This window comes from Nonomuraea sp. GTA35 (genome assembly GCF_041950525.1).
GTDB lineage: Bacteria > Actinomycetota > Actinomycetes > Streptosporangiales > Streptosporangiaceae > Nonomuraea.
Window position 1 is genome coordinate 363,358 of sequence record NZ_JBGNUV010000012.1, and the last position, 16,136, is coordinate 379,493.

Sequence of the window (16,136 nt, forward strand, 5' to 3'; positions counted from 1 at the left end):
GCGGGACTCACCCGAGCCCGGCGCGTGCCTGGGCGAGCATGCGCAGGGCCCGGGGGTAGCCGGTGACGCGATCGGCCAGCGCGTCCAGGGCGGCCGGCACCGCGGACTCCGGGATGCCGCGCGCCGCGAGCACGCTGGTCATCCAGCCCACGAAGGAGGAGAAGAGCTCGGGGTCGTCGACGTACAGGGCGGCGCGCAGGAAGTCGACGAGGTAGGCGACGTCCTCCGCCGTCCGTCCGAGCTGCTGCTCGGTGTAGCCCGCGAGCTGCGGCATGCGCCGGGTGAGGTCGGCCACGATGTCCCGCACCAGGTCCCCGGCGGACCGGGTGAGCTCGGTGTACTCCCGGTCGGCCAGTTGCCGCGGCTCTTCGCGGGAGGTGGTCCGGCGCGGCAGCGGCCCGGCGGCCAGCAGGTCGGCGGCGGCCCGGGCGTCCGGGGCCCAGGCGTCGGCGCCGAGGAGGCGGGCGTAGCGGCCGTCGGGGCCGAAGGCGGCGCCCCCGGCCACGACCGGCGTGCCCGCCGCCTGGCAGGCGGTGATCGCGGCGTGCGCGGCCGGCAGCCGGATCGCCAGCGAGCTGGACAGCGCCACCGCGTCCGGGTTGGTCAGGTGCAGGTGCGCGACCAGGTGCGGCGTGGGGACCTGCGCGCCCAGGTAGTCGACCTGCCAGCCGCGCACCCGCAGCACCTCGGCCAGCAGCCGCGCGGGGAACGCGTGCCACTCGCCGTCGATGCACGCCACCATGATCCGCCCCATGGCCTGATCGGCCGGCCGGGAGGAGCGGTGCGCCAGGGTGGCGAGCACCCGCTCGTTGACCGCCGTGGCGGTGTGCTCCTGGGCGACCGAGATGTGGTTGGCCGCCCACTCGTGGCCGATGCGCGACTGCACGGCGGCCACCACGTCCAGCAGCAGGGTCTCCATGGGCATGCCGGCGTCGAGCGCGTCCATCGCCAGGCCGGTCGCGGCGTGCTCGTCGCCGGCCGTCGCCGCCGCCCACAACGCCTCCACCCGCTCCTCGACGGCGTCCGTCACAGGCGTTCCTCCCCTGCCGCGCGGGGCGCCGAGATGGCGACGACCGCCATGTCGTCGTGCTCGCCCTCGCCGACCCACTGGGAGGCGAGCATCTGCACCCGCTCCGCCAGCGCCTCGGGAGGCATGCCGGCGCACTGCCGGAGCTGCTCGCTCAGCCGCTCCTCGCCGAAGAACTCGTCGCCGAGCGGGCCGCCCCTGGCCTCGATGATGCCGTCGCTGTAGAGCAGGCAGGTCTCGCCGGGCTCCAGCACCACCGAGTCGGTGACGCTGGTGATGTCGTCAAGCACGCCGATCAGCGTGCCGACGGCCGGGACCGCCTCGACACGGCCGTCGTTGCGCATGATCAGCGGCGCCGGGTGCCCGGCGCTGGTGAGCCGCATCGCCACCCGCGGGCCGCGATGCTGGAACGAGGCCAGCACGAGCGTGACGTAACGGGTCGGATCGCCGTCGTTGACGAGCACCCCGTTCAGCAGCTCCAGTACGCGGTGGTGGTCGTCGGCCAGCGGCAGCAGGGCCCGCAGGGTGTTGCGGATGCGGCCGGTGAGCACGGCGGCCTCCAGGCCCTTGCCCGCCACGTCGCCGAGCACCACCAGCGATTCGCGTCCGGAACCCGCGACCGGGTACACGTCGTAGAAGTCGCCGCCGACCCGCTCGCTGGGGCCCGCGGGCCGGTAGCGGGCCGCCAGCTCCACCCCGTCCAGGGCCGGCGTGGGCGGCGGCAGCAGCTCGGACATCAGGGTCTCGGTGATGACCGTCTGCTCGACGTAGAGGCGCGCGACCGAGATCGCGGAGCCGGCCCACAGCGCGAACAGCCGGACGAACATGCGCTCGTCGTCCGAGAAGCGCGCCCGCGAGCCGCGCACCAGCACCAGCGCTCCCGCCGGCAGCCCGTGGCCGGGCAGGGCGGCCACCGCCACCGAGCCCACCTCGCCTGGCCCGTCGCGCAGCGCCCAGCCGGGGGCCTCCTCCGGGGCGACCCAGCGCGTGGGCACCGGCGGGAAGCCCTGCAACGCCTCGGCCAGGCCGGGGAACGTGCCAGGGTCGATGGACACGTCCTCCCTGACCGCCTCGCCTCCCCGGCGGCAGCGGGCGATCGCGTACCGGCGTCCGGGTCTCGGCAGGACGACCAGCGCGGCGTCGGCCAGGCGGCGGGCGGCCAGGCAGGCGGTCACCGCCAGGCAGCGGTCCAGATTCAGCGAGGGCAGCAGCTCGTCGGAGGCCTCGGCCAGGAACGCGGCCCACTCCCGCAGCGAGTCCACCGCGTGCTGCGTGCCGCTGACGTCGGTGAGCCACCAGACGACCCGGTCGGCCGCCGCGTACACGGCGTGCGCCTGGTACACCCGGTCGCCGATCTCGCCGTACCGCTCCGACCCTCCGCACCCGAAGTGCGCCCGCGACAGCCACTCGGGGGCCGCGTGCTCCACCCGCTCGCCGACGACGGGGCCGGCGAGCAGCAGCCGGGCCGCCTTGTTCGCCTGCTCGACGGTCCCCGTCGTGCTGACCGCCAGCATGGGGTACGGCGCGTCCTCCCACACCATCCCGACCATGGCACCATCCCGCGAGACCCCCGGACTCTCCACGCTACCGGCGGGACACCGGAGCCCTCTTTCCGCCATATCGCTTCTTTGCAGGATCTTTCCTCCGCTGCGCGAGCGTGACCCGGGCGGCGCAGGCCGTACCGATGAGGAGGAGCACGGCCACGGCGACGGTGACCCGTCGCAGGCCGTCGGCGGAGGTGGGCGCGGCGAAGTAGACGCTGCCGAGCCCGGCCACGGCGGTCACCCCGGCGAGCACGGGGCCGGTGGCGTTCAGCGCCGAGATCGCCGAGGCCAGCCGCGGCTCCACCAGGGACGTGATGCGCGCGATCAGCGGGCTGTACCCGGCGGCGTGCCCGGCCCCGGCGAGCATCAGCAGCGGCACGGAGGCGACCTCGTGCCAGCGCAGGGCCAGCAGGCCGGCTCCGGCCGCGAACGCGAGCGGTCCCGCCACCGGCAGGGCGTCCCGCAGCCGCCGCGGGTAGCGGCTCCAGGTCAGGCTGAGCGCGCCGAACCCCAGCGCGTACGGCACGAACGCCAGCCCCGCCCGGAGCGGCGAGTACCCGAGCGCGCCCTGGAGGTGCAGGGTCAGGGTGAGCAGGAAGACGGTGTAGCAGCCCATGACGATCCAGCAGGCCGCCAGCCCCGGCCGCACGCCCGCGGGTCGCAGCGCCGCCGGGTCCAGCAGCGGATGCCGCGCCCTGGTCTCGTAACCGGCGAACCCCGCCAGCAGCGCCACGCCGCCCGCCAGCGAGGCCCACGCCCAGGCGGGCCAGCCCTGGTCCTGGCCGAAGATGAGCGGGGCGGTGAGCGCGGTCATCGCGGCCGTCAGCAGCGCGACGCCCGCCGGGTCGAGCCGGGCCTGCCCGTCCGTACGCGAGCCCGGCAGCACCCGCCGCCCGGCCACCGCCACGACCAGCCCGATCGGCACGTTGACCAGGAAGATCGGCCGCCACGAGAGCCCGAACAGGTCGGCCCCGGCCACCAGTCCCCCGATGACCTGGCCCAGCGCCACCCCCAGGGCGAGCACCATGCTGTAGACGCCGATCGCCCGGCGCCTGGCCGCCCCGTCGAAGTGCTGGACGATGAGCGCGAAGATCTGCGGCGTCAGCAGCGCCGCGCCGGCGGCCTGCGCGATGCGGGCGAGCACCAGCACGGTCGCCGTGGGCGCCAGCCCGCACAGCAGCGACGCGGTGGTGAACCAGCCGAGCCCCAGCAGGAACGCCCGCCGGTGCCCGATCACGTCGCCGATCCGCGCGCAGGTCACCAGGAGCACGCCGGTGGTCAGCAGGTACCCGGACACGATGAGCTGGATCGCGGCCCCGTCCGCCCGCAGGTCCTCGCGGATGGTCTGCGCCGCCACCGAGACGATGGAGCCGTCCATGGAGGCCATGACCTGGCCGGTGAGCAGCACGGCCAGCATCCGGCCGCGGCGGGCAAGAGTGATCATTCGCCCAGCATGGGGCGGGGGCGGCTGTCCGGTATTGAAGGAATATGCGGATCTGCGGGCTGCCGTACGGTGGTGCGGTGCGTACCACGAGGACGGTGATGGAGAGCCGCCACTTCGCGATCCGCTCGGTCGAGTGCACCGACGACCACGCTCGCTGGTCGGCTCCGGAGGCGGCGCCGTCCGCGCACGTCGTGCTGGTCCGGCGGGGCCGGTTCCGGGTCCACGTCCGGGGGCTGGGGGTGATCGTCGAGCCCGCCACCGGTTATCTGCACCTTCCCGGGGAGGAGATGCGGTTCGCGCATCCGGCGGGCGGCGACGTGTGCACGTCGGTCACGTTCGCCGGTGACGAGCTGACCGCCGGGGTGCGGGCGGCGCCGCGCTCGCGGGCCGTCCGGGTGGACGCGCGGCTCGAACTGGCCCACCGGCTGCTCCTGCGTTCCGGTGGCGACCCCGGCTTCGCCGGCGCGGAGGCCGTGCTCGACCTCCTGCGGCTGGCCCTGCGCGAGCAGCCGCACGACTCCCCGCCGCCGGGGCGGGCCGGCCTCGCCGAGCGCGCCAGGGAGGCGATCCTCGCCGACCCGCTCGCCGGGGCGAGCCTGGTGGAGCTGGCCCGCCTGCTGGAGACGTCCCCGTCGCACCTGAGCCACACGTTCCGGCACCACGTCGGCATGCCGTTGAGCCGCTACCGCAACCGCGTACGGGTCAGCCAGGCGCTGGCCCGCATGGACCAGGGCGAGACGGACCTCGCCGCCCTCGCGGCCGGCCTGGGCTTCAGCGACCAGGCCCACCTGACCAGGATCATGCGTGCCGAGCTGGGAAACACGCCCGGCCGGGTGCGCGCCCTTCTCGCGCCAGGAGTGCGGCGGCCGCTGTAATCCGGATCCGGGTCCCAGGCAGTAGTCATCACCGGATGACGACGAGACGGAGATGACGGATGGACGACGGGTTCGCCGAGTACGTGGCACACCGGCAGCTACGGCTGTGCCGGATGGCGTACCTCCTCACCCGGGACTGGGGCACGGCCGAGGATGTGGTGCAGACCGCGCTGGCGAAGGCGTGGCTCGCCTGGCGGCGGATCGAGGGCAACCCCGACCCGTACGTCTATCGGATCATCGTGAACACCCACACGTCCTGGTGGCGCAGGCGCTGGCGCGGCGAGGTCCCGGCCGAGACGCTCCCCGAGACCGCCGATCCGCGCGACGCGGCGGCCGAGGTGGACGACCAGGCCGCGCTCTGGAGCGCCATCGGCACGCTGTCCCCGCGCCAGCGTGCGGTGATCGTCCTGCACTACTACGAGGGACGCACGCTGACGCAGGTCGCGCAGATCATGGGGTGCTCGCTGGGAGCGGTGAAGAGCCAGCTCAGCCGAGCTCTCGCCCGTCTTCGGGTCGATCCGGACATTCAGACCATGAGCTTGGAGAGGGTCCAGCGATGAACCACACCGAGAACGACCTGCGAGAGCTCCTGACCAGGCGGGCCGGGGAGCCGGAAGGCGGCCCCGCCCGGCTCGACACGGTCATCCGGCGTGGCCGGCGCATCCGCCGCACCCGGCGGGCCCTGACGGCCGGCGCCGCGGCCCTGGCCGTCACCGCGGTCGCCCTGTCCGGCGTGCAGCTGCCGCCGGGCGGAGCCCCGGTCGCCCAGCAGCCCGTGGACTCGGCCAGCGTCGAGCCGCCCGGCCCGGAGATCCCCGAGAAGTTCGAGGTGCGGCTGGGGGCCGAGCGGTTCGACATGCCCCTCATCCACTCCGAACGCTTCGAGACGATGGGCGCCCGTTCCGTGACCTACGTCCCGACCAGCACCTCGACCGGGTACAAGGTGCTCTGCGACGATCCCCGGGCCTGGGTCATCACGACGCAGCCGCTCAAGGGCGGCGAGCTGGGCGGCTCGTCGGGACGGTGCGGCACCTCGTTCGGCGGGCACCACGACGAGCTCTCCGCGCCCGAGGGCTGGCTGCAGCGCCCGCAGAAGCTGGACGTCTGGATCTTCCCCTCGGACGCCCCGGTCCGGAAGGTGGCCGAGGAAATCAACGGCTGCCCGCCGGTCGGAAAGGGCACGGACTGCGACGAGTCGGCCCAGACCCGCGCGCTGAGGGACCCGAAGGTCCGCGAACGGCTCCAGGCGGAGGTGGGTGACCGTTCCGGCAGGTGGGCGGTCGCGATCTACGACCGGCCCGCCGCTTCAGCGACTCCCAGCCGCTGACTCCGTACGGGTGCGGGCGGCGGCGGTCACCGACCGGGCAGCGGGGAGCCGCGACCGTCCTCGGCCGGGCAGCGGAGGGCCGCGGCCGTCACCGACCCTGCAGCAGGGGGCCGCGACGCGCCCGCCGGGTCGCCGCCAGCCCGCCGGCCAGCCCGCTCACCGCGCAGACCAGCACCAGCCCGGCGTACTGCGGCAGCGAGTAGGCGAACCACGGCCGGCCGGTGGCGGCCTGGCCGAGCGCGGTGAGGCAGGCGGCGGCGATGCCCGTGCCGATCAGCACGCCCACGGCGGTCACGATCAGCGTCTCCCAGACCACCGCCCTGGTGAGCTGCCGCGGCGCGGTCCCCACCGTCCGCAGCAGCCTGAGCTCCTCGGCCCGCTCGGTCATCGTCATCGCGGTGGCGTTGAGCACCGAGATCACGGTGTAGATCACCGCCGACCCCACCAGGGTCGGGGCCGCCCACACCGACGCCCCCGTACGGGTGACACCCGCCGCCACGTCCGAGGTCGTCACGGCGAACAGGAAGGTGCACGCGAGCGCCACGGTCAGCATCACCGGCGACGCCGCCGACATCGCCCGGCGCGGCTGGGCGACCAGCGACGCCCTGGCCAGCATCCCCGCGCCGGGGTCCAGCCCGGCCACCACGGCTCCCAGCAGCCAGCCGATCCCGCGCAGCACCACCGGGCCCAGCGCGGAGGCGCCCACGCAGAGCGCCATCGTCGCCCCCAGCCCGGTCGGCACCGCGGCGACCGGCTCGACCCGCGGCACCAGGAACACCAGCGCCCCGCCCCCGCCCAGCGCCACCACCCCGGCGACGGCCCTGGGCCAGGGCAGCAGCAGCCGCTGCGCCGCGCTGTCGCGCAGCACCTCCAGCGGCCCCACCCGTACCGCCTTGCGCGCCGCGACCCGGGCCGCGAGCAGCGTCACCACCAGCCCGACCACGAGCGCCACGATGAACGGCCCCGGCGTGACCCGCACCGGCACGCCGGCGGGCGCCAGCCCGGTCAGCCGCACGAACCCGGCCATCAGCACGGCGTACGGCACGGCCAGCACGCAGCCGGCCGCGCTCGCCAGCACGGCCACCACCAGCGCCTCCACGGTGACCAGCCGCCGCACCTGCCGCGGCGTCATGCCGACCGACCGCAGCAGCCCCCACGTCCTGTGCTGCCGCAACACGTGCAGGCTCAGCGTGCCCGCGACCACGAACACCGACACGAACCCGGACACCACGGCCGACAGCACCAGCAGGCCCATGACGTCGTTCAGCTCGTCCCTGGCGCCCGCGGCGGCGACCACCAGGCCGCCTCCGGCCACCAGCGTGACGGCCAGGAGCACCGCGGCGAACGACGCGGCCACCCCCATCCGGTTGGCCCGGACGTTGTTGACGGCGAGGACGAGCGTCACCGGCGGCCGCCCAGCCGCGTGCCGATCTGCTCGGCGGAGGGCCGCTCCAGCACGTCCACGATCCGGCCGTCGGTCAGGAACAGCACCCTGTCCGCCCGCGCCGCGGCCTCCGGATCGTGCGTGACCATCACCACCGTCTGCCCGAACTCGCCGACCGCCTCCCGCAGCAACCGCAGCACCTCGTGCCCGGTGGCCCGGTCCAGCGCTCCCGTCGGCTCGTCGGCGAACAGCACCTCGGGCCTGCCCAGCAGGGCCCGCGCGATCGCCACCCGCTGCTGCTGCCCGCCGGACAGCTGCGCCGGCCGGTGCCCCTCCCGCCCCTCCAGGCCGACCCGGCGCAGCAGCTCCCGCACCCGCGCCGGGTCCGGCCGCCGCCTGGCCAGCCTGCTCGGCAGCACGACGTTCTGCCACGCGGTCAGCGACGGCACCAGGTTGAACGCCTGGAACACGACGCCGACCCGGTCGCGGCGCAGCACCGCGAGCTGCTTCTCCCCCAGGCGGGTGATGTCCTCCCCCGCCACCCGCACCGCCCCGGAATCCGGCCGGTCCAGCCCCGCCGCGCACTGCAGCAGGCTGCTCTTCCCCGACCCGGACGGGCCCATCACCGCGGTGAAACTCCCGCGCGCGAACCCGACGCTGACCTGCCGGAGCGCGGCCACCTCTGTGGCGCCCTTCCCGTAGGTCCTGGTCACCTCCTCCAGGAGGACCGCATGATCATTCATGATCGACAGCGTGCCGTAACGCGCGGCCCGCCGCCCATCCGGAACATCCCCCATCGGCCCCTGGGACCTGCCCGGCCTCGCCCCAGGTCCCGGCGGTGCCGTCGAGGGAGCCGTCCAGGTCATCGCGCCAGGACGGCATCGCCGCGCGGGATCCGTGCCGGGGCGGTCAGAGCCAGTGCCACGTGACGCGCGCCTGCTCGGCGGCGCCGGCCAGCCACTCCTCGAAGGCGGCCGCCCCCGCCGCTTCCAGCGTGTCCGCGTCCGCCACGGCCTCCTCCCGCTTGTGGACCGAGCCCGTCAGGAACCGCCCCTCGAAGGGAACCGGCCCGACGCCGCTCCCGGCCGGCGCCGCTCGCAGCGGCTCGGGCAGCTCCCCCGACCACGCCCGGATCCGCGTCAGCCGCAGGCCCCAGCGGTCGCCGAGGGATCCGTCGAGCTCAGCGACCTCGACCGGGTCCTCGGACAGCGCCCAGACCGCCCACACCCTGGCGAACCGGTCGCGATGGCGGGCCAGATACTCGGGGCCCAGCTCGGCACGCATCCGGGTACGGAACCTGTCGTCCTTGGCGTTCGTCGCCATGTGGTCATGGAACGCCTCGGCGCTCATGCCCATCCGCTCCAGCCACTTCAGCATCGCCTCCCGGCCGGTGAGGCCGTGGCGCCTGCGGAAGGCGTCCGCGGCCGCCTGGATGTCGTCCAGGCCGGCCTCCTCCTTGGCGGCGGCGTTGCGCAGGACGCAGAACCGCACCAGCTCCTCCTGCGGCGACAGCCCGGCACGCGTGAGCGAGCGGAGCATGAGCATCGCCTCGGGCATGGAGATCTGCATGCCGTCGACGGTCAGCAGGTTACCGGCGGCCCAGTGGGTCGAATGGTCGACCAGCCAGGACGTCCCGTCGTCCGGCTGCACGCCGAGCATGATCGTGCCGCCCGCGGGGTCGTCGATCAGCAGGTCGTAGTCCACGACCGGCGAGCCGGGCCGCGGGTTGCTCACGAGCTGGGCGGCGAGCGCGGGATGCGACCGCGCCCAGGCGGCGGCGGCGCGCCGGGCCTCCTCCACCGCCGAGCGCCGGCGGGTCAGGCCGCGGAGCAGGCTCACGCCGCTTTCGAGTGCCGGGCCGAGAGAGGGCTGTGTCATGGCGCGTCCGTTTCTCCAGTGAGCCAGTCGGCGATGGCGGCGCCGATGGGCAGGCCGGTCAGGTCCTCGATCCAGCCCCACTGACCGTTGGGGTTGATCTCGAGGAACACGTACTCCCCCTCAGGGGTCAGGATGAGGTCGATCGCCCCGAACGACACGCCGAGCGCGGCGACCAGGTCGGCGCACCGGCGGGCGACGTCGTCGGGCAGGTGGTGCACGCTGTGGCGGGCCCGGTCGAAGTCGTAGTGCCGCCAGTCGTCCCGGGTGCGCGGCGAGTCCTGCGAGGCGATCTCCGCGGCGAAGACCCGCCGTCCCACCACGGTGACCCGCAGCTCCACGGCCTTGCGCACGTACGGCTGCAGGATCGTCGGCTCGTGCGCCAGCCGGCCGCGGCCCGCCAGATCCCTGCGCTGCACCACGGTGGTGTAGACGGTGTGCCGCGCGCCGTCGATCTCGAACGGGGCGTACTCGATCGGTTTCGCGATCAGCCGCCCGCCCTCGCGTTCGTAGGCGGGCACCAGCTCGGCCGGATCGTTGGTGATCACCGTACGCGGCACGGTGAAGCCCAGTTCCTGGGCCAGGGCCAGGTGGACCAGCTTGTTGTGCGCCCTGCGCAGCACCGGGTGCCTGGCCGGCAGCCATCGCGCGTCCAGCAGGTCCCAGAAGCCCTCCAGGAACCACTCCGAGAGCTCCCCCACCCGCTCCCGCAGATCCCCGGCCGTGACGCTCCGGGCGGCGGCGGGCTGCCCGGGGCGCCGGTTCCACACGGCCGTCGTCTCGGCGAGATCCACGACCTCCCCGCCGGTGACCAGCCCGAGCTCGGTCCCGCCCGCCGCGAACCGGGCGGTCAGGTGGGCGGCGGCCGGGTACTGGGCAGGATCCCACCAGACGACTTCGGCGCCCCTGGCCTTGAGCTTGGGCAGGACCATCCGGACGGTGGTGTCGCCGGGTTCGCTGAGAATCAGTAGCATGTGCCCCCCTCAGCCGCGCGGGAGGAGCCCGGGGCCCCTCCCGCGCGACGCCGAGTGTTCTTTAGTAGTCGGACACCCAGCCGTCGGACGGCCTGCCTTCGGTGCCGTTCGTGTGGTAGCAGCGCTCCATCGGCCTGCCACCCGAAACGAGACCGAGGTCGGCCTCGTCGATCACCGGCAGCTCGTCGCTCAGATCGTCCAGGTTCACGATCTTCTTGTTCATGACATCCCTCCCTTTCCTCGACGTGCGAGCTTTCTCGACGTACGAGCCGCAGAGCCTGCGCGCCGGAGTCCCACGGCTCGTGGGTGAAGCACACCAGCCGGGATTTGGAGCCGACTTGAATGTGGCTTGGAGGGGGAGAAATCCCGTTTGATGCGATCCCAGGAAGGCGCCGGCGCACGCGGCGGCCCCGTCGACCCGGGCGTCAGTCCCGCATGGCCCGGACCAGCACGGGCAGGGCGGCCAGCAGGAAGATCCCGCGCAGCGCTCCCGCGACGAGGTACGGCGCGTGCACCCCGGACGTGTGCGCCACCAGCCCGCCGACCAGCGCCCCGAGCGGCATCAGCCCCCAGCCGAGCATGCGGTAGACGCTGTTCACCCGGCCGAGCAGCTCGGACGGCACGATCTGCTGCCGCAGGCTGACGGTCACGATGTTCCAGAGCGTGGTGACGAAACCGGTGATGGCCAGCAGGGCGCCGAGCACGATCGCGTTCGGGCTCAGTCCGATGCCGACGAAGGTGACGACGTTCGTGACGAGCGCGGCGAGCAGGGCGGGCAGCGCGCCCAACCGCTCGACGATGGGCGCGCCGAGCAGGCCGCCGAGCAGGCTGCCGATGGCGGCGCCGGCGAGCAGCAGGCCGTAACCGGGGGCGTCGAGGTGCAGCTCCTGGGTCGCCAGCAGGACCAGCGAGACGTTGCCGAGCTGCCAGCAGAAGGTGTTGACGCCGAGCAGGACGGCGAGGGTTCGCAGCAGCCGGTGCCCGGCCAGCCGGCGCAGTCCGTCCGCGATCGCCGTCCGCATCGGAGGGTGCTCGGCCATCGGACGCTCGGCCGGCGGGCGCCGGTACTGGTGGCGACCGCCGCAGCGGCCATGGCCTCCGACCTCGCGGCCGGAACGCTGACGACCGCCGGACCTGGACAGCGTCGCCAGCAGCACGGCGGACAGGGCGAACGAGGCGGCGTCCAGCCCGAACGGCAACGCCACGGCGACCGCGAAGAGCAGGCCACCGACCGGCGGCCCGGCGAACTGCAGGCCGATCGTGGTGATCGCCTGCTGATGACCGTTCGCCTTGTGCAGCAGCGGCTTCGCCACGAGATCCGGCAGCACGGCCTGCGCCGCGTTGGCGAAGACGACCGTACAGGCCCCCAGCGCGAACGCCATGACCGCCAGAACCGGGACATCGATCCGGTCGAACGCGGCGAGGACCGCGATGACACCGACGATCACCGCCTGGATCGCCTGAGCCCGCCACATGAGCGCCACCCGGTCGTACCGGTCGGCCAGCGCCCCGGCGGGCAACGACAGCAGCAACCAGGGCAGGAAGGTCGCCGCGGACACCACCGACACGAGCCGCGCGTCCTGGGTGACCGTGACGGCCAGCAGCGGAACCGCGGCCGCGAACGCCCCGTCCCCGACGCTGTTGATCCCCGTCGCCCACCACAACCGCCAGTACCCCGAGGACAGGCGCGGCGCGGCCTCGCTCTGCGTCATGCCGCGATCTTCCGGCGCCGGGACGCCGCCACGACAGCTTTTAGGTGACGGCTACATCATCGGCCTACGGCTCGGACGGTCATGACCAGCCACGGCTCTGACCGTCATGACCAGCCACGGCTTCGACGGTCGTGACCAGCCCACGGCTCTGACGGTCATAATCGGCCCATGGCTCTGACGGTCGATCTCGGCGTGGCCGAGCTGGCGGCGACCCGGTTCGCGATCTCGCCCCTGTCGGAGACCGTGTCCGCCCTGCAGCAGCTCGGTGATCGCGACCGGCACCCGGTCAACCTGCGCTGGCTGCGCTGGGCGGCGGACGAGCTCGCCAGGCATCCGCTCGACCTCTCGCACACGTGGCCGCTGATCGTGAGCGACCGGCCGAACTGGCCCGAGTTCCTCGTCCCCGCTCCGCGCGGCTCGGGCGCGTCCATCGACGACGACCTGGCCGCGTTGCAGCGGACGCCGGCGTCCCAGGTGCGGATCAGCCTCCGGCGCGTGTTCGGCGAGGACCCTCCCGCGCCGGTCGCCACGCTCGCCGAGCGCCCGGCGGCAGGGCTGCGCACGATCGCCGGGGAGCTGCGCGCGGCCTACGACCGGCTCATCGCCCCGCACTGGCCGCGGATCAGGGCCGTGCTCGACGCCGACGTCATCCACCGTGCCAGGCAGCTGGCGGCCGGCGGGGCCGAGAGGCTGTTCGCCGACCTGCATCCTGACCTGCACTGGCAGGACGGCCGGCTGAGGCTGGAGGGAGCGCGCTGGCAGGCCGAACGGGTCGTGGACCGCGGCCCGGGCGGCCTGGTGCTCATGCCGGTCGCGCTCGGCACGCCGTACGTGCTGATCAAGAAGAGGACGTCCACGCAGACCACGGTGCGCTATCCGGCACGCGGTGTCGGAACGCTGTGGACCGCCGGGACGCGCGCCCCAGCGGGCAACGCGGTCCGCCTGCTCGGCCGGGTGCGCGCCGGATTGCTCGAGGCCCTGCGCTCGCCCGCGACGACGACGGACCTGGCCCGCGCGCTCGGCGTCACGCCCAGCGCGATCTCGCAGCACCTGCGCGTGCTGCGCGAGAGCGGGCTGGTCGCCTCCGAACGCTCCGGCCGCCACGTCCTCCACATGACGACCACCCTGGGAACGTCCCTGATCGGGCACCACTAGCGTCATCGCCTCAACGGCCGACGCGCACCCCGATCCGCAACGGCTAGCCTGCCCGGCCGAAGTGCGCGGCGGCGAACTGGCTCGCTGTCGGCGCGCGTTCCGGGTCGGTGAGGCATTGCGAGGCGAGCCCCACGAGCAGGGCCAGGTAGTGCGACCCCGCCGCCTGGACGTCCTCCGGATCGCTGTCCGGCCCGAGGCCGGCGAACGCCCGCGCCAACGCCACCCGCGCCCGCTCCTGACCGCTCGCGATCATCGCCCGGATCTCGCCGTCCTGCCGGGCGGACGCGACGGACTCGAAGTTCACGAACCACAGCGCCCGGTTGGCCCGGATCGACTCGATGATCCTCCCCCACAGCGCCTCCACCCGGGCCCGCGGCTCGTCTGAAGCACCATCGGGCTCCTCGATCACCGCGAACAGCAGCTCCCCCCACTCCGTGTTGAGATCACGCAGGGCCTTGGTGAGCAGCTGCTCCTTGGACCCGAAGTGGTAGTTGATCGACGCCTGGTTCGCCCCTGAGGCCGCGACCAGGTCTCGCACGGTGGTGTGCGCGTACCCCTTGGTCAGCAGACAGTCGCGTGCCGCCAGTAGCAGCTTGTCCTTGGCACTCATATGCCCTACCGTATCAAATAAACGTTCGTATGAAATGTTCGTTTAAAACGGTTGTTTGGAGACCTGAAATGACCACGTACAGCCAGCCTGTGCTGCGCATCCGCGACCTACGCTGCGAGTACCCGGGCGAGGCCGGCCCGGTCCACGCCCTGCGCGGCATCGACCTCGACATCCCGCGCTCGTCCTTCATCGCGATCATGGGCCCGTCGGGCTCCGGCAAGACCACCCTCCTGCACTGCGCCGCCGGCCTGCAGCGGCCGACGTCGGGCGCCGTCGAGCTCGACGGGCAGGACCTGGGCGCGCTCGACCAGACCCAGCTCGCCCAGTTGCGCCGGCGCCGCGTCGGGTTCGTCTTCCAGTCGTTCAACCTGCTGCCCGCGCTCTCGGCCGTCGACAACGTCGAGCTGCCCCTGCGCCTCGACTCGCGCAGGACGCAGCCGGCGCGCACCGCCGAGCTCCTCACCCGCGTCGGGCTCGGCAACCGGGGCAGCCACCGCCCCCACCAGCTCTCGGGCGGCCAGAAGCAGCGGGTCGCGGTCGCGCGGGCGTTGATCACCGGCCCCGAGGTCGTCTTCGCCGACGAGCCCACGGGCGCCCTCGACATCCGCAGCGCCAGGGAGGTCCTGCGGCTGATGCGCGAGCTGGCGGACCACGGTCAGACCATCATCATGGTCACGCACGACCCGGTCGCCGCCTCCTACTCCGACGCCGTGCTCTTCCTGGCCGACGGCCGGATCGTCGACCGGCTCCCGAGCCCCACCGCGCAGCAGGTCGCCGGCCGGATGGCCGTCCTGGTCGAATCGGCCGAGCAGGCCGCGAACGGCGCGGTGGCGAGCCGATGATCAGGATCGCCATCCGCTCCTTCGCGCATCACCGCACCGCCGCGATCGCGACCGGCCTGGTCGCTCTCGTCGGCACGATCCTGGTCACGGGCATGATGAGCCTGCTCGGCACCGGGCTGGCCGGCAGCACGGTCGCCGCGGACCGCGAGTTCCTGGTGCAGTTCCCGCTCATCGTGGGCGGCTGGACGGTCGCGATCGTCCTGTTCGCCATGGTGTCGACGATCAGCGTCGCGCTCGGCGGCCGGGCCGGGGAGATCGCGGGCATCCGGCTGATCGGGGCGAGCCACCGCCAGGTGCAGTGGATGCTCGCGGCCGAGACGGCGGCCATCACGGCCGTCACGGCGCTCCCCGGCCTGGCCGGCGGTTACCTCGTCGGCTGGGTGGTCGTCCGGGGCATCCATGCCGCCGGGCTCACCAGCGCGGCCTCGGTGTTCGCGCCCGGCGTGCTCCTGCCGGTCCTCGGCGTGCTCGTCGTGCTGGCCGCGAGCGTGCTCGCCGCCTGGATCGGCAGCCGCTCCCTCGCCCGCCGCAGCCCGGTCGCCGACGCGGCGCCGCCCCCGCGCCGCCGTACGGGACGGCGTCCCGGGCGGGGGCGCCGCGTCACCGCCACCATCATGATCGGCGCCGGCCTGGCCTCATCGGCCTCGGTGCTGGGCATGGATCCGGCCGACATCCTCACCACGGCGATGACCGGACCCGGCTGCGTGCTCGTCGCCGTGGGCCTCTGCGTGCTCGCCCCGGAGCTCGTCGCCGCGGTGAACCTCGCGCTCAGGGCGCTGCGCCCGGCCCACCGCGCCGCCGCCTCCCACCTGGCCGCGATCAACCTGTCCGCCGCCCCCGATCGGGTACGGCCGACCGTCACCTTCCTCACCCTCTTCGTCGGCGTGGCGGCCGGCACGCTCAGCATGCAGGGCATCGAGAACGCCGCAGGCACGGCGGCCGGCTCGGACGGCCAGGTCCTCGCCTCGATCAACTACTTCGTCGTGGCGCTGATCGCGGCGTTCATGGCCATCGCCCTCACCAACAACCTCGTCGCCTCCATCACCCAGCGCCGCGCCGAGTTCGCCGTCATGTCCCTCGTCGGCTCGACGGGCCGCCAGACGCATCGCATGCTGGTACGCGAGATCGGCGCGGCCACGGCCATCAGCGCCGTCGCGGGCAGTGTGGGCGCGTTCCTCGCCGTCCTGCCGTTCGCCATCGTCAAGACCGGCGATCCCCTGCAGGCGGCGGCGCCCCTCCCGTACGCGATCACGATCGCGATCGGGGTCTGCGTCACCCTCGGCGTCTCGTCACTCGTCGGACGGCGCGTCATCCGCACGGCATGAAGCTCACGACCACGGCGCGGGACCGCCGACCGGCGCGTAGCC

Annotated in this window: 16 protein-coding genes; 6 read left to right on the plus strand and 10 right to left on the minus strand. The window is 73.8% G+C overall.

All coding sequences use genetic code 11. The features are described from left to right. Positions 1 to 7: 7 nt before the first annotated feature. The 3 genes from ACBJ32_RS42590 to ACBJ32_RS42600 are packed head-to-tail and all read right to left on the minus strand — an operon-like array spanning position 8 to position 4,015. Positions 8 to 1,030, minus strand: coding sequence for a B12-binding domain-containing protein (locus tag ACBJ32_RS42590; RefSeq protein ID WP_375131619.1), 1,023 nt, complete (start codon positions 1,028 to 1,030; stop codon positions 8 to 10). Then, positions 1,027 to 2,577: a PP2C family protein-serine/threonine phosphatase gene (locus ACBJ32_RS42595; protein ID WP_375131620.1), complete on the minus strand. Its 1,551-nt coding sequence runs from the start codon at positions 2,575 to 2,577 to the stop codon at positions 1,027 to 1,029. The genes ACBJ32_RS42590 and ACBJ32_RS42595 overlap by 4 nt, the downstream gene beginning before the upstream one ends. A gap of 34 nt (positions 2,578 to 2,611) precedes the next feature. Then, positions 2,612 to 4,015: an MFS transporter gene (locus tag ACBJ32_RS42600; RefSeq protein ID WP_375131621.1), complete on the minus strand. Its 1,404-nt coding sequence runs from the start codon at positions 4,013 to 4,015 to the stop codon at positions 2,612 to 2,614. A gap of 77 nt (positions 4,016 to 4,092) precedes the next feature. Between ACBJ32_RS42600 and ACBJ32_RS42605 the strand changes: the two genes are divergently transcribed. Genes ACBJ32_RS42605 through ACBJ32_RS42615 form a run of 3 tightly spaced genes read left to right on the plus strand, consistent with a single transcriptional unit; the run spans position 4,093 to position 6,217 of the window. Beyond that, positions 4,093 to 4,890, plus strand: a complete 798-nt coding sequence (locus ACBJ32_RS42605) for a helix-turn-helix domain-containing protein (RefSeq protein WP_375131622.1) — start codon at positions 4,093 to 4,095, stop codon at positions 4,888 to 4,890. Between the two features lie 59 nt (positions 4,891 to 4,949). Beyond that, positions 4,950 to 5,450, plus strand: a complete 501-nt coding sequence (locus ACBJ32_RS42610) for a SigE family RNA polymerase sigma factor (RefSeq protein WP_357885938.1) — start codon at positions 4,950 to 4,952, stop codon at positions 5,448 to 5,450. Beyond that, on the plus strand, positions 5,447 to 6,217 hold the full coding sequence (locus ACBJ32_RS42615; protein WP_375131623.1) for a hypothetical protein: 771 nt from the start codon (positions 5,447 to 5,449) through the stop codon (positions 6,215 to 6,217). Before ACBJ32_RS42610 ends, ACBJ32_RS42615 begins: the two co-directional genes overlap by 4 nt. 88 nt (positions 6,218 to 6,305) lie before the next feature. On the opposite strand, the gene ACBJ32_RS42620 is transcribed toward ACBJ32_RS42615, so the two are convergent. The 6 genes from ACBJ32_RS42620 to ACBJ32_RS42645 all read right to left on the minus strand — a co-directional run bounded on the left by ACBJ32_RS42620 (position 6,306) and on the right by ACBJ32_RS42645 (position 12,162). Then, on the minus strand, positions 6,306 to 7,622 hold the full coding sequence (locus ACBJ32_RS42620; protein ID WP_375131624.1) for an FtsX-like permease family protein: 1,317 nt from the start codon (positions 7,620 to 7,622) through the stop codon (positions 6,306 to 6,308). Further along, positions 7,619 to 8,344 carry an ABC transporter ATP-binding protein gene (locus ACBJ32_RS42625; protein WP_357885944.1) on the minus strand — a complete coding sequence of 242 codons (726 nt, stop codon included), beginning with the start codon at positions 8,342 to 8,344 and terminating at the stop codon, positions 7,619 to 7,621. The genes ACBJ32_RS42620 and ACBJ32_RS42625 overlap by 4 nt, the downstream gene beginning before the upstream one ends. A gap of 166 nt (positions 8,345 to 8,510) precedes the next feature. Continuing rightward, entirely contained in the window at positions 8,511 to 9,479 is a 969-nt protein-coding gene (locus ACBJ32_RS42630) for a hypothetical protein (RefSeq protein ID WP_375131625.1), read from the minus strand. Beyond that, complete coding sequence (locus tag ACBJ32_RS42635) at positions 9,476 to 10,450, minus strand: MvdC/MvdD family ATP grasp protein (RefSeq protein ID WP_375131626.1); 975 nt, start codon at positions 10,448 to 10,450, stop codon at positions 9,476 to 9,478. Before ACBJ32_RS42635 ends, ACBJ32_RS42630 begins: the two co-directional genes overlap by 4 nt. Before the next feature lie 61 nt (positions 10,451 to 10,511). Then, positions 10,512 to 10,673, minus strand: coding sequence for a hypothetical protein (locus ACBJ32_RS42640; protein WP_375131627.1), 162 nt, complete (start codon positions 10,671 to 10,673; stop codon positions 10,512 to 10,514). A gap of 202 nt (positions 10,674 to 10,875) precedes the next feature. Beyond that, the gene (locus ACBJ32_RS42645) at positions 10,876 to 12,162 is read right to left on the minus strand and encodes an MFS transporter (RefSeq protein ID WP_375131628.1); all 1,287 of its coding nucleotides are present in this window, start codon (positions 12,160 to 12,162) and stop codon (positions 10,876 to 10,878) included. Between the two features lie 168 nt (positions 12,163 to 12,330). Here ACBJ32_RS42645 and ACBJ32_RS42650 point away from each other — a divergent pair, with 168 nt between their 5' ends. After that, the gene (locus tag ACBJ32_RS42650; protein ID WP_375131629.1) at positions 12,331 to 13,317 is read left to right on the plus strand and encodes a DUF5937 family protein; all 987 of its coding nucleotides are present in this window, start codon (positions 12,331 to 12,333) and stop codon (positions 13,315 to 13,317) included. 43 nt (positions 13,318 to 13,360) lie between these two features. Here ACBJ32_RS42650 and ACBJ32_RS42655 read toward each other — a convergent pair whose 3' ends face one another. After that, positions 13,361 to 13,927, minus strand: coding sequence for a TetR/AcrR family transcriptional regulator (locus ACBJ32_RS42655; protein WP_375131630.1), 567 nt, complete (start codon positions 13,925 to 13,927; stop codon positions 13,361 to 13,363). 68 nt (positions 13,928 to 13,995) lie between these two features. Between ACBJ32_RS42655 and ACBJ32_RS42660 the strand changes: the two genes are divergently transcribed. Continuing rightward, a complete protein-coding gene (locus tag ACBJ32_RS42660; RefSeq protein WP_375131631.1) occupies positions 13,996 to 14,769 on the plus strand; it encodes an ABC transporter ATP-binding protein in 774 nt (257 codons plus the stop codon). Continuing rightward, positions 14,766 to 16,094 (plus strand): FtsX-like permease family protein, encoded by a 1,329-nt coding sequence (locus ACBJ32_RS42665; protein ID WP_375131632.1) that lies wholly within the window; start codon positions 14,766 to 14,768, stop codon positions 16,092 to 16,094. The genes ACBJ32_RS42660 and ACBJ32_RS42665 overlap by 4 nt, the downstream gene beginning before the upstream one ends. Positions 16,095 to 16,136 lie beyond the last annotated feature (42 nt).

What these genes read in the sequence shown, in the direction of transcription:
- ACBJ32_RS42595 (WP_375131620.1), bottom strand. Translation starts at nt 2,577, where the DNA reads ATGGTCGGGATGGTGTGGGAGGACGCGCCGTACCCCATGCTGGCGGTC.
- ACBJ32_RS42600 (WP_375131621.1), bottom strand. Translation starts at nt 4,015, where the DNA reads ATGATCACTCTTGCCCGCCGCGGCCGGATGCTGGCCGTGCTGCTCACC.
- ACBJ32_RS42610 (WP_357885938.1), top strand. Translation starts at nt 4,950, where the DNA reads ATGGACGACGGGTTCGCCGAGTACGTGGCACACCGGCAGCTACGGCTG.
- ACBJ32_RS42615 (WP_375131623.1), top strand. Translation starts at nt 5,447, where the DNA reads ATGAACCACACCGAGAACGACCTGCGAGAGCTCCTGACCAGGCGGGCC.
- ACBJ32_RS42625 (WP_357885944.1), bottom strand. Translation starts at nt 8,344, where the DNA reads ATGAATGATCATGCGGTCCTCCTGGAGGAGGTGACCAGGACCTACGGG.
- ACBJ32_RS42630 (WP_375131625.1), bottom strand. Translation starts at nt 9,479, where the DNA reads ATGACACAGCCCTCTCTCGGCCCGGCACTCGAAAGCGGCGTGAGCCTG.
- ACBJ32_RS42635 (WP_375131626.1), bottom strand. Translation starts at nt 10,450, where the DNA reads ATGCTACTGATTCTCAGCGAACCCGGCGACACCACCGTCCGGATGGTC.
- ACBJ32_RS42640 (WP_375131627.1), bottom strand. Translation starts at nt 10,673, where the DNA reads ATGAACAAGAAGATCGTGAACCTGGACGATCTGAGCGACGAGCTGCCG.
- ACBJ32_RS42645 (WP_375131628.1), bottom strand. Translation starts at nt 12,162, where the DNA reads ATGACGCAGAGCGAGGCCGCGCCGCGCCTGTCCTCGGGGTACTGGCGG.
- ACBJ32_RS42650 (WP_375131629.1), top strand. Translation starts at nt 12,331, where the DNA reads ATGGCTCTGACGGTCGATCTCGGCGTGGCCGAGCTGGCGGCGACCCGG.
- ACBJ32_RS42655 (WP_375131630.1), bottom strand. Translation starts at nt 13,927, where the DNA reads ATGAGTGCCAAGGACAAGCTGCTACTGGCGGCACGCGACTGTCTGCTG.
- ACBJ32_RS42660 (WP_375131631.1), top strand. Translation starts at nt 13,996, where the DNA reads ATGACCACGTACAGCCAGCCTGTGCTGCGCATCCGCGACCTACGCTGC.
- ACBJ32_RS42665 (WP_375131632.1), top strand. Translation starts at nt 14,766, where the DNA reads ATGATCAGGATCGCCATCCGCTCCTTCGCGCATCACCGCACCGCCGCG.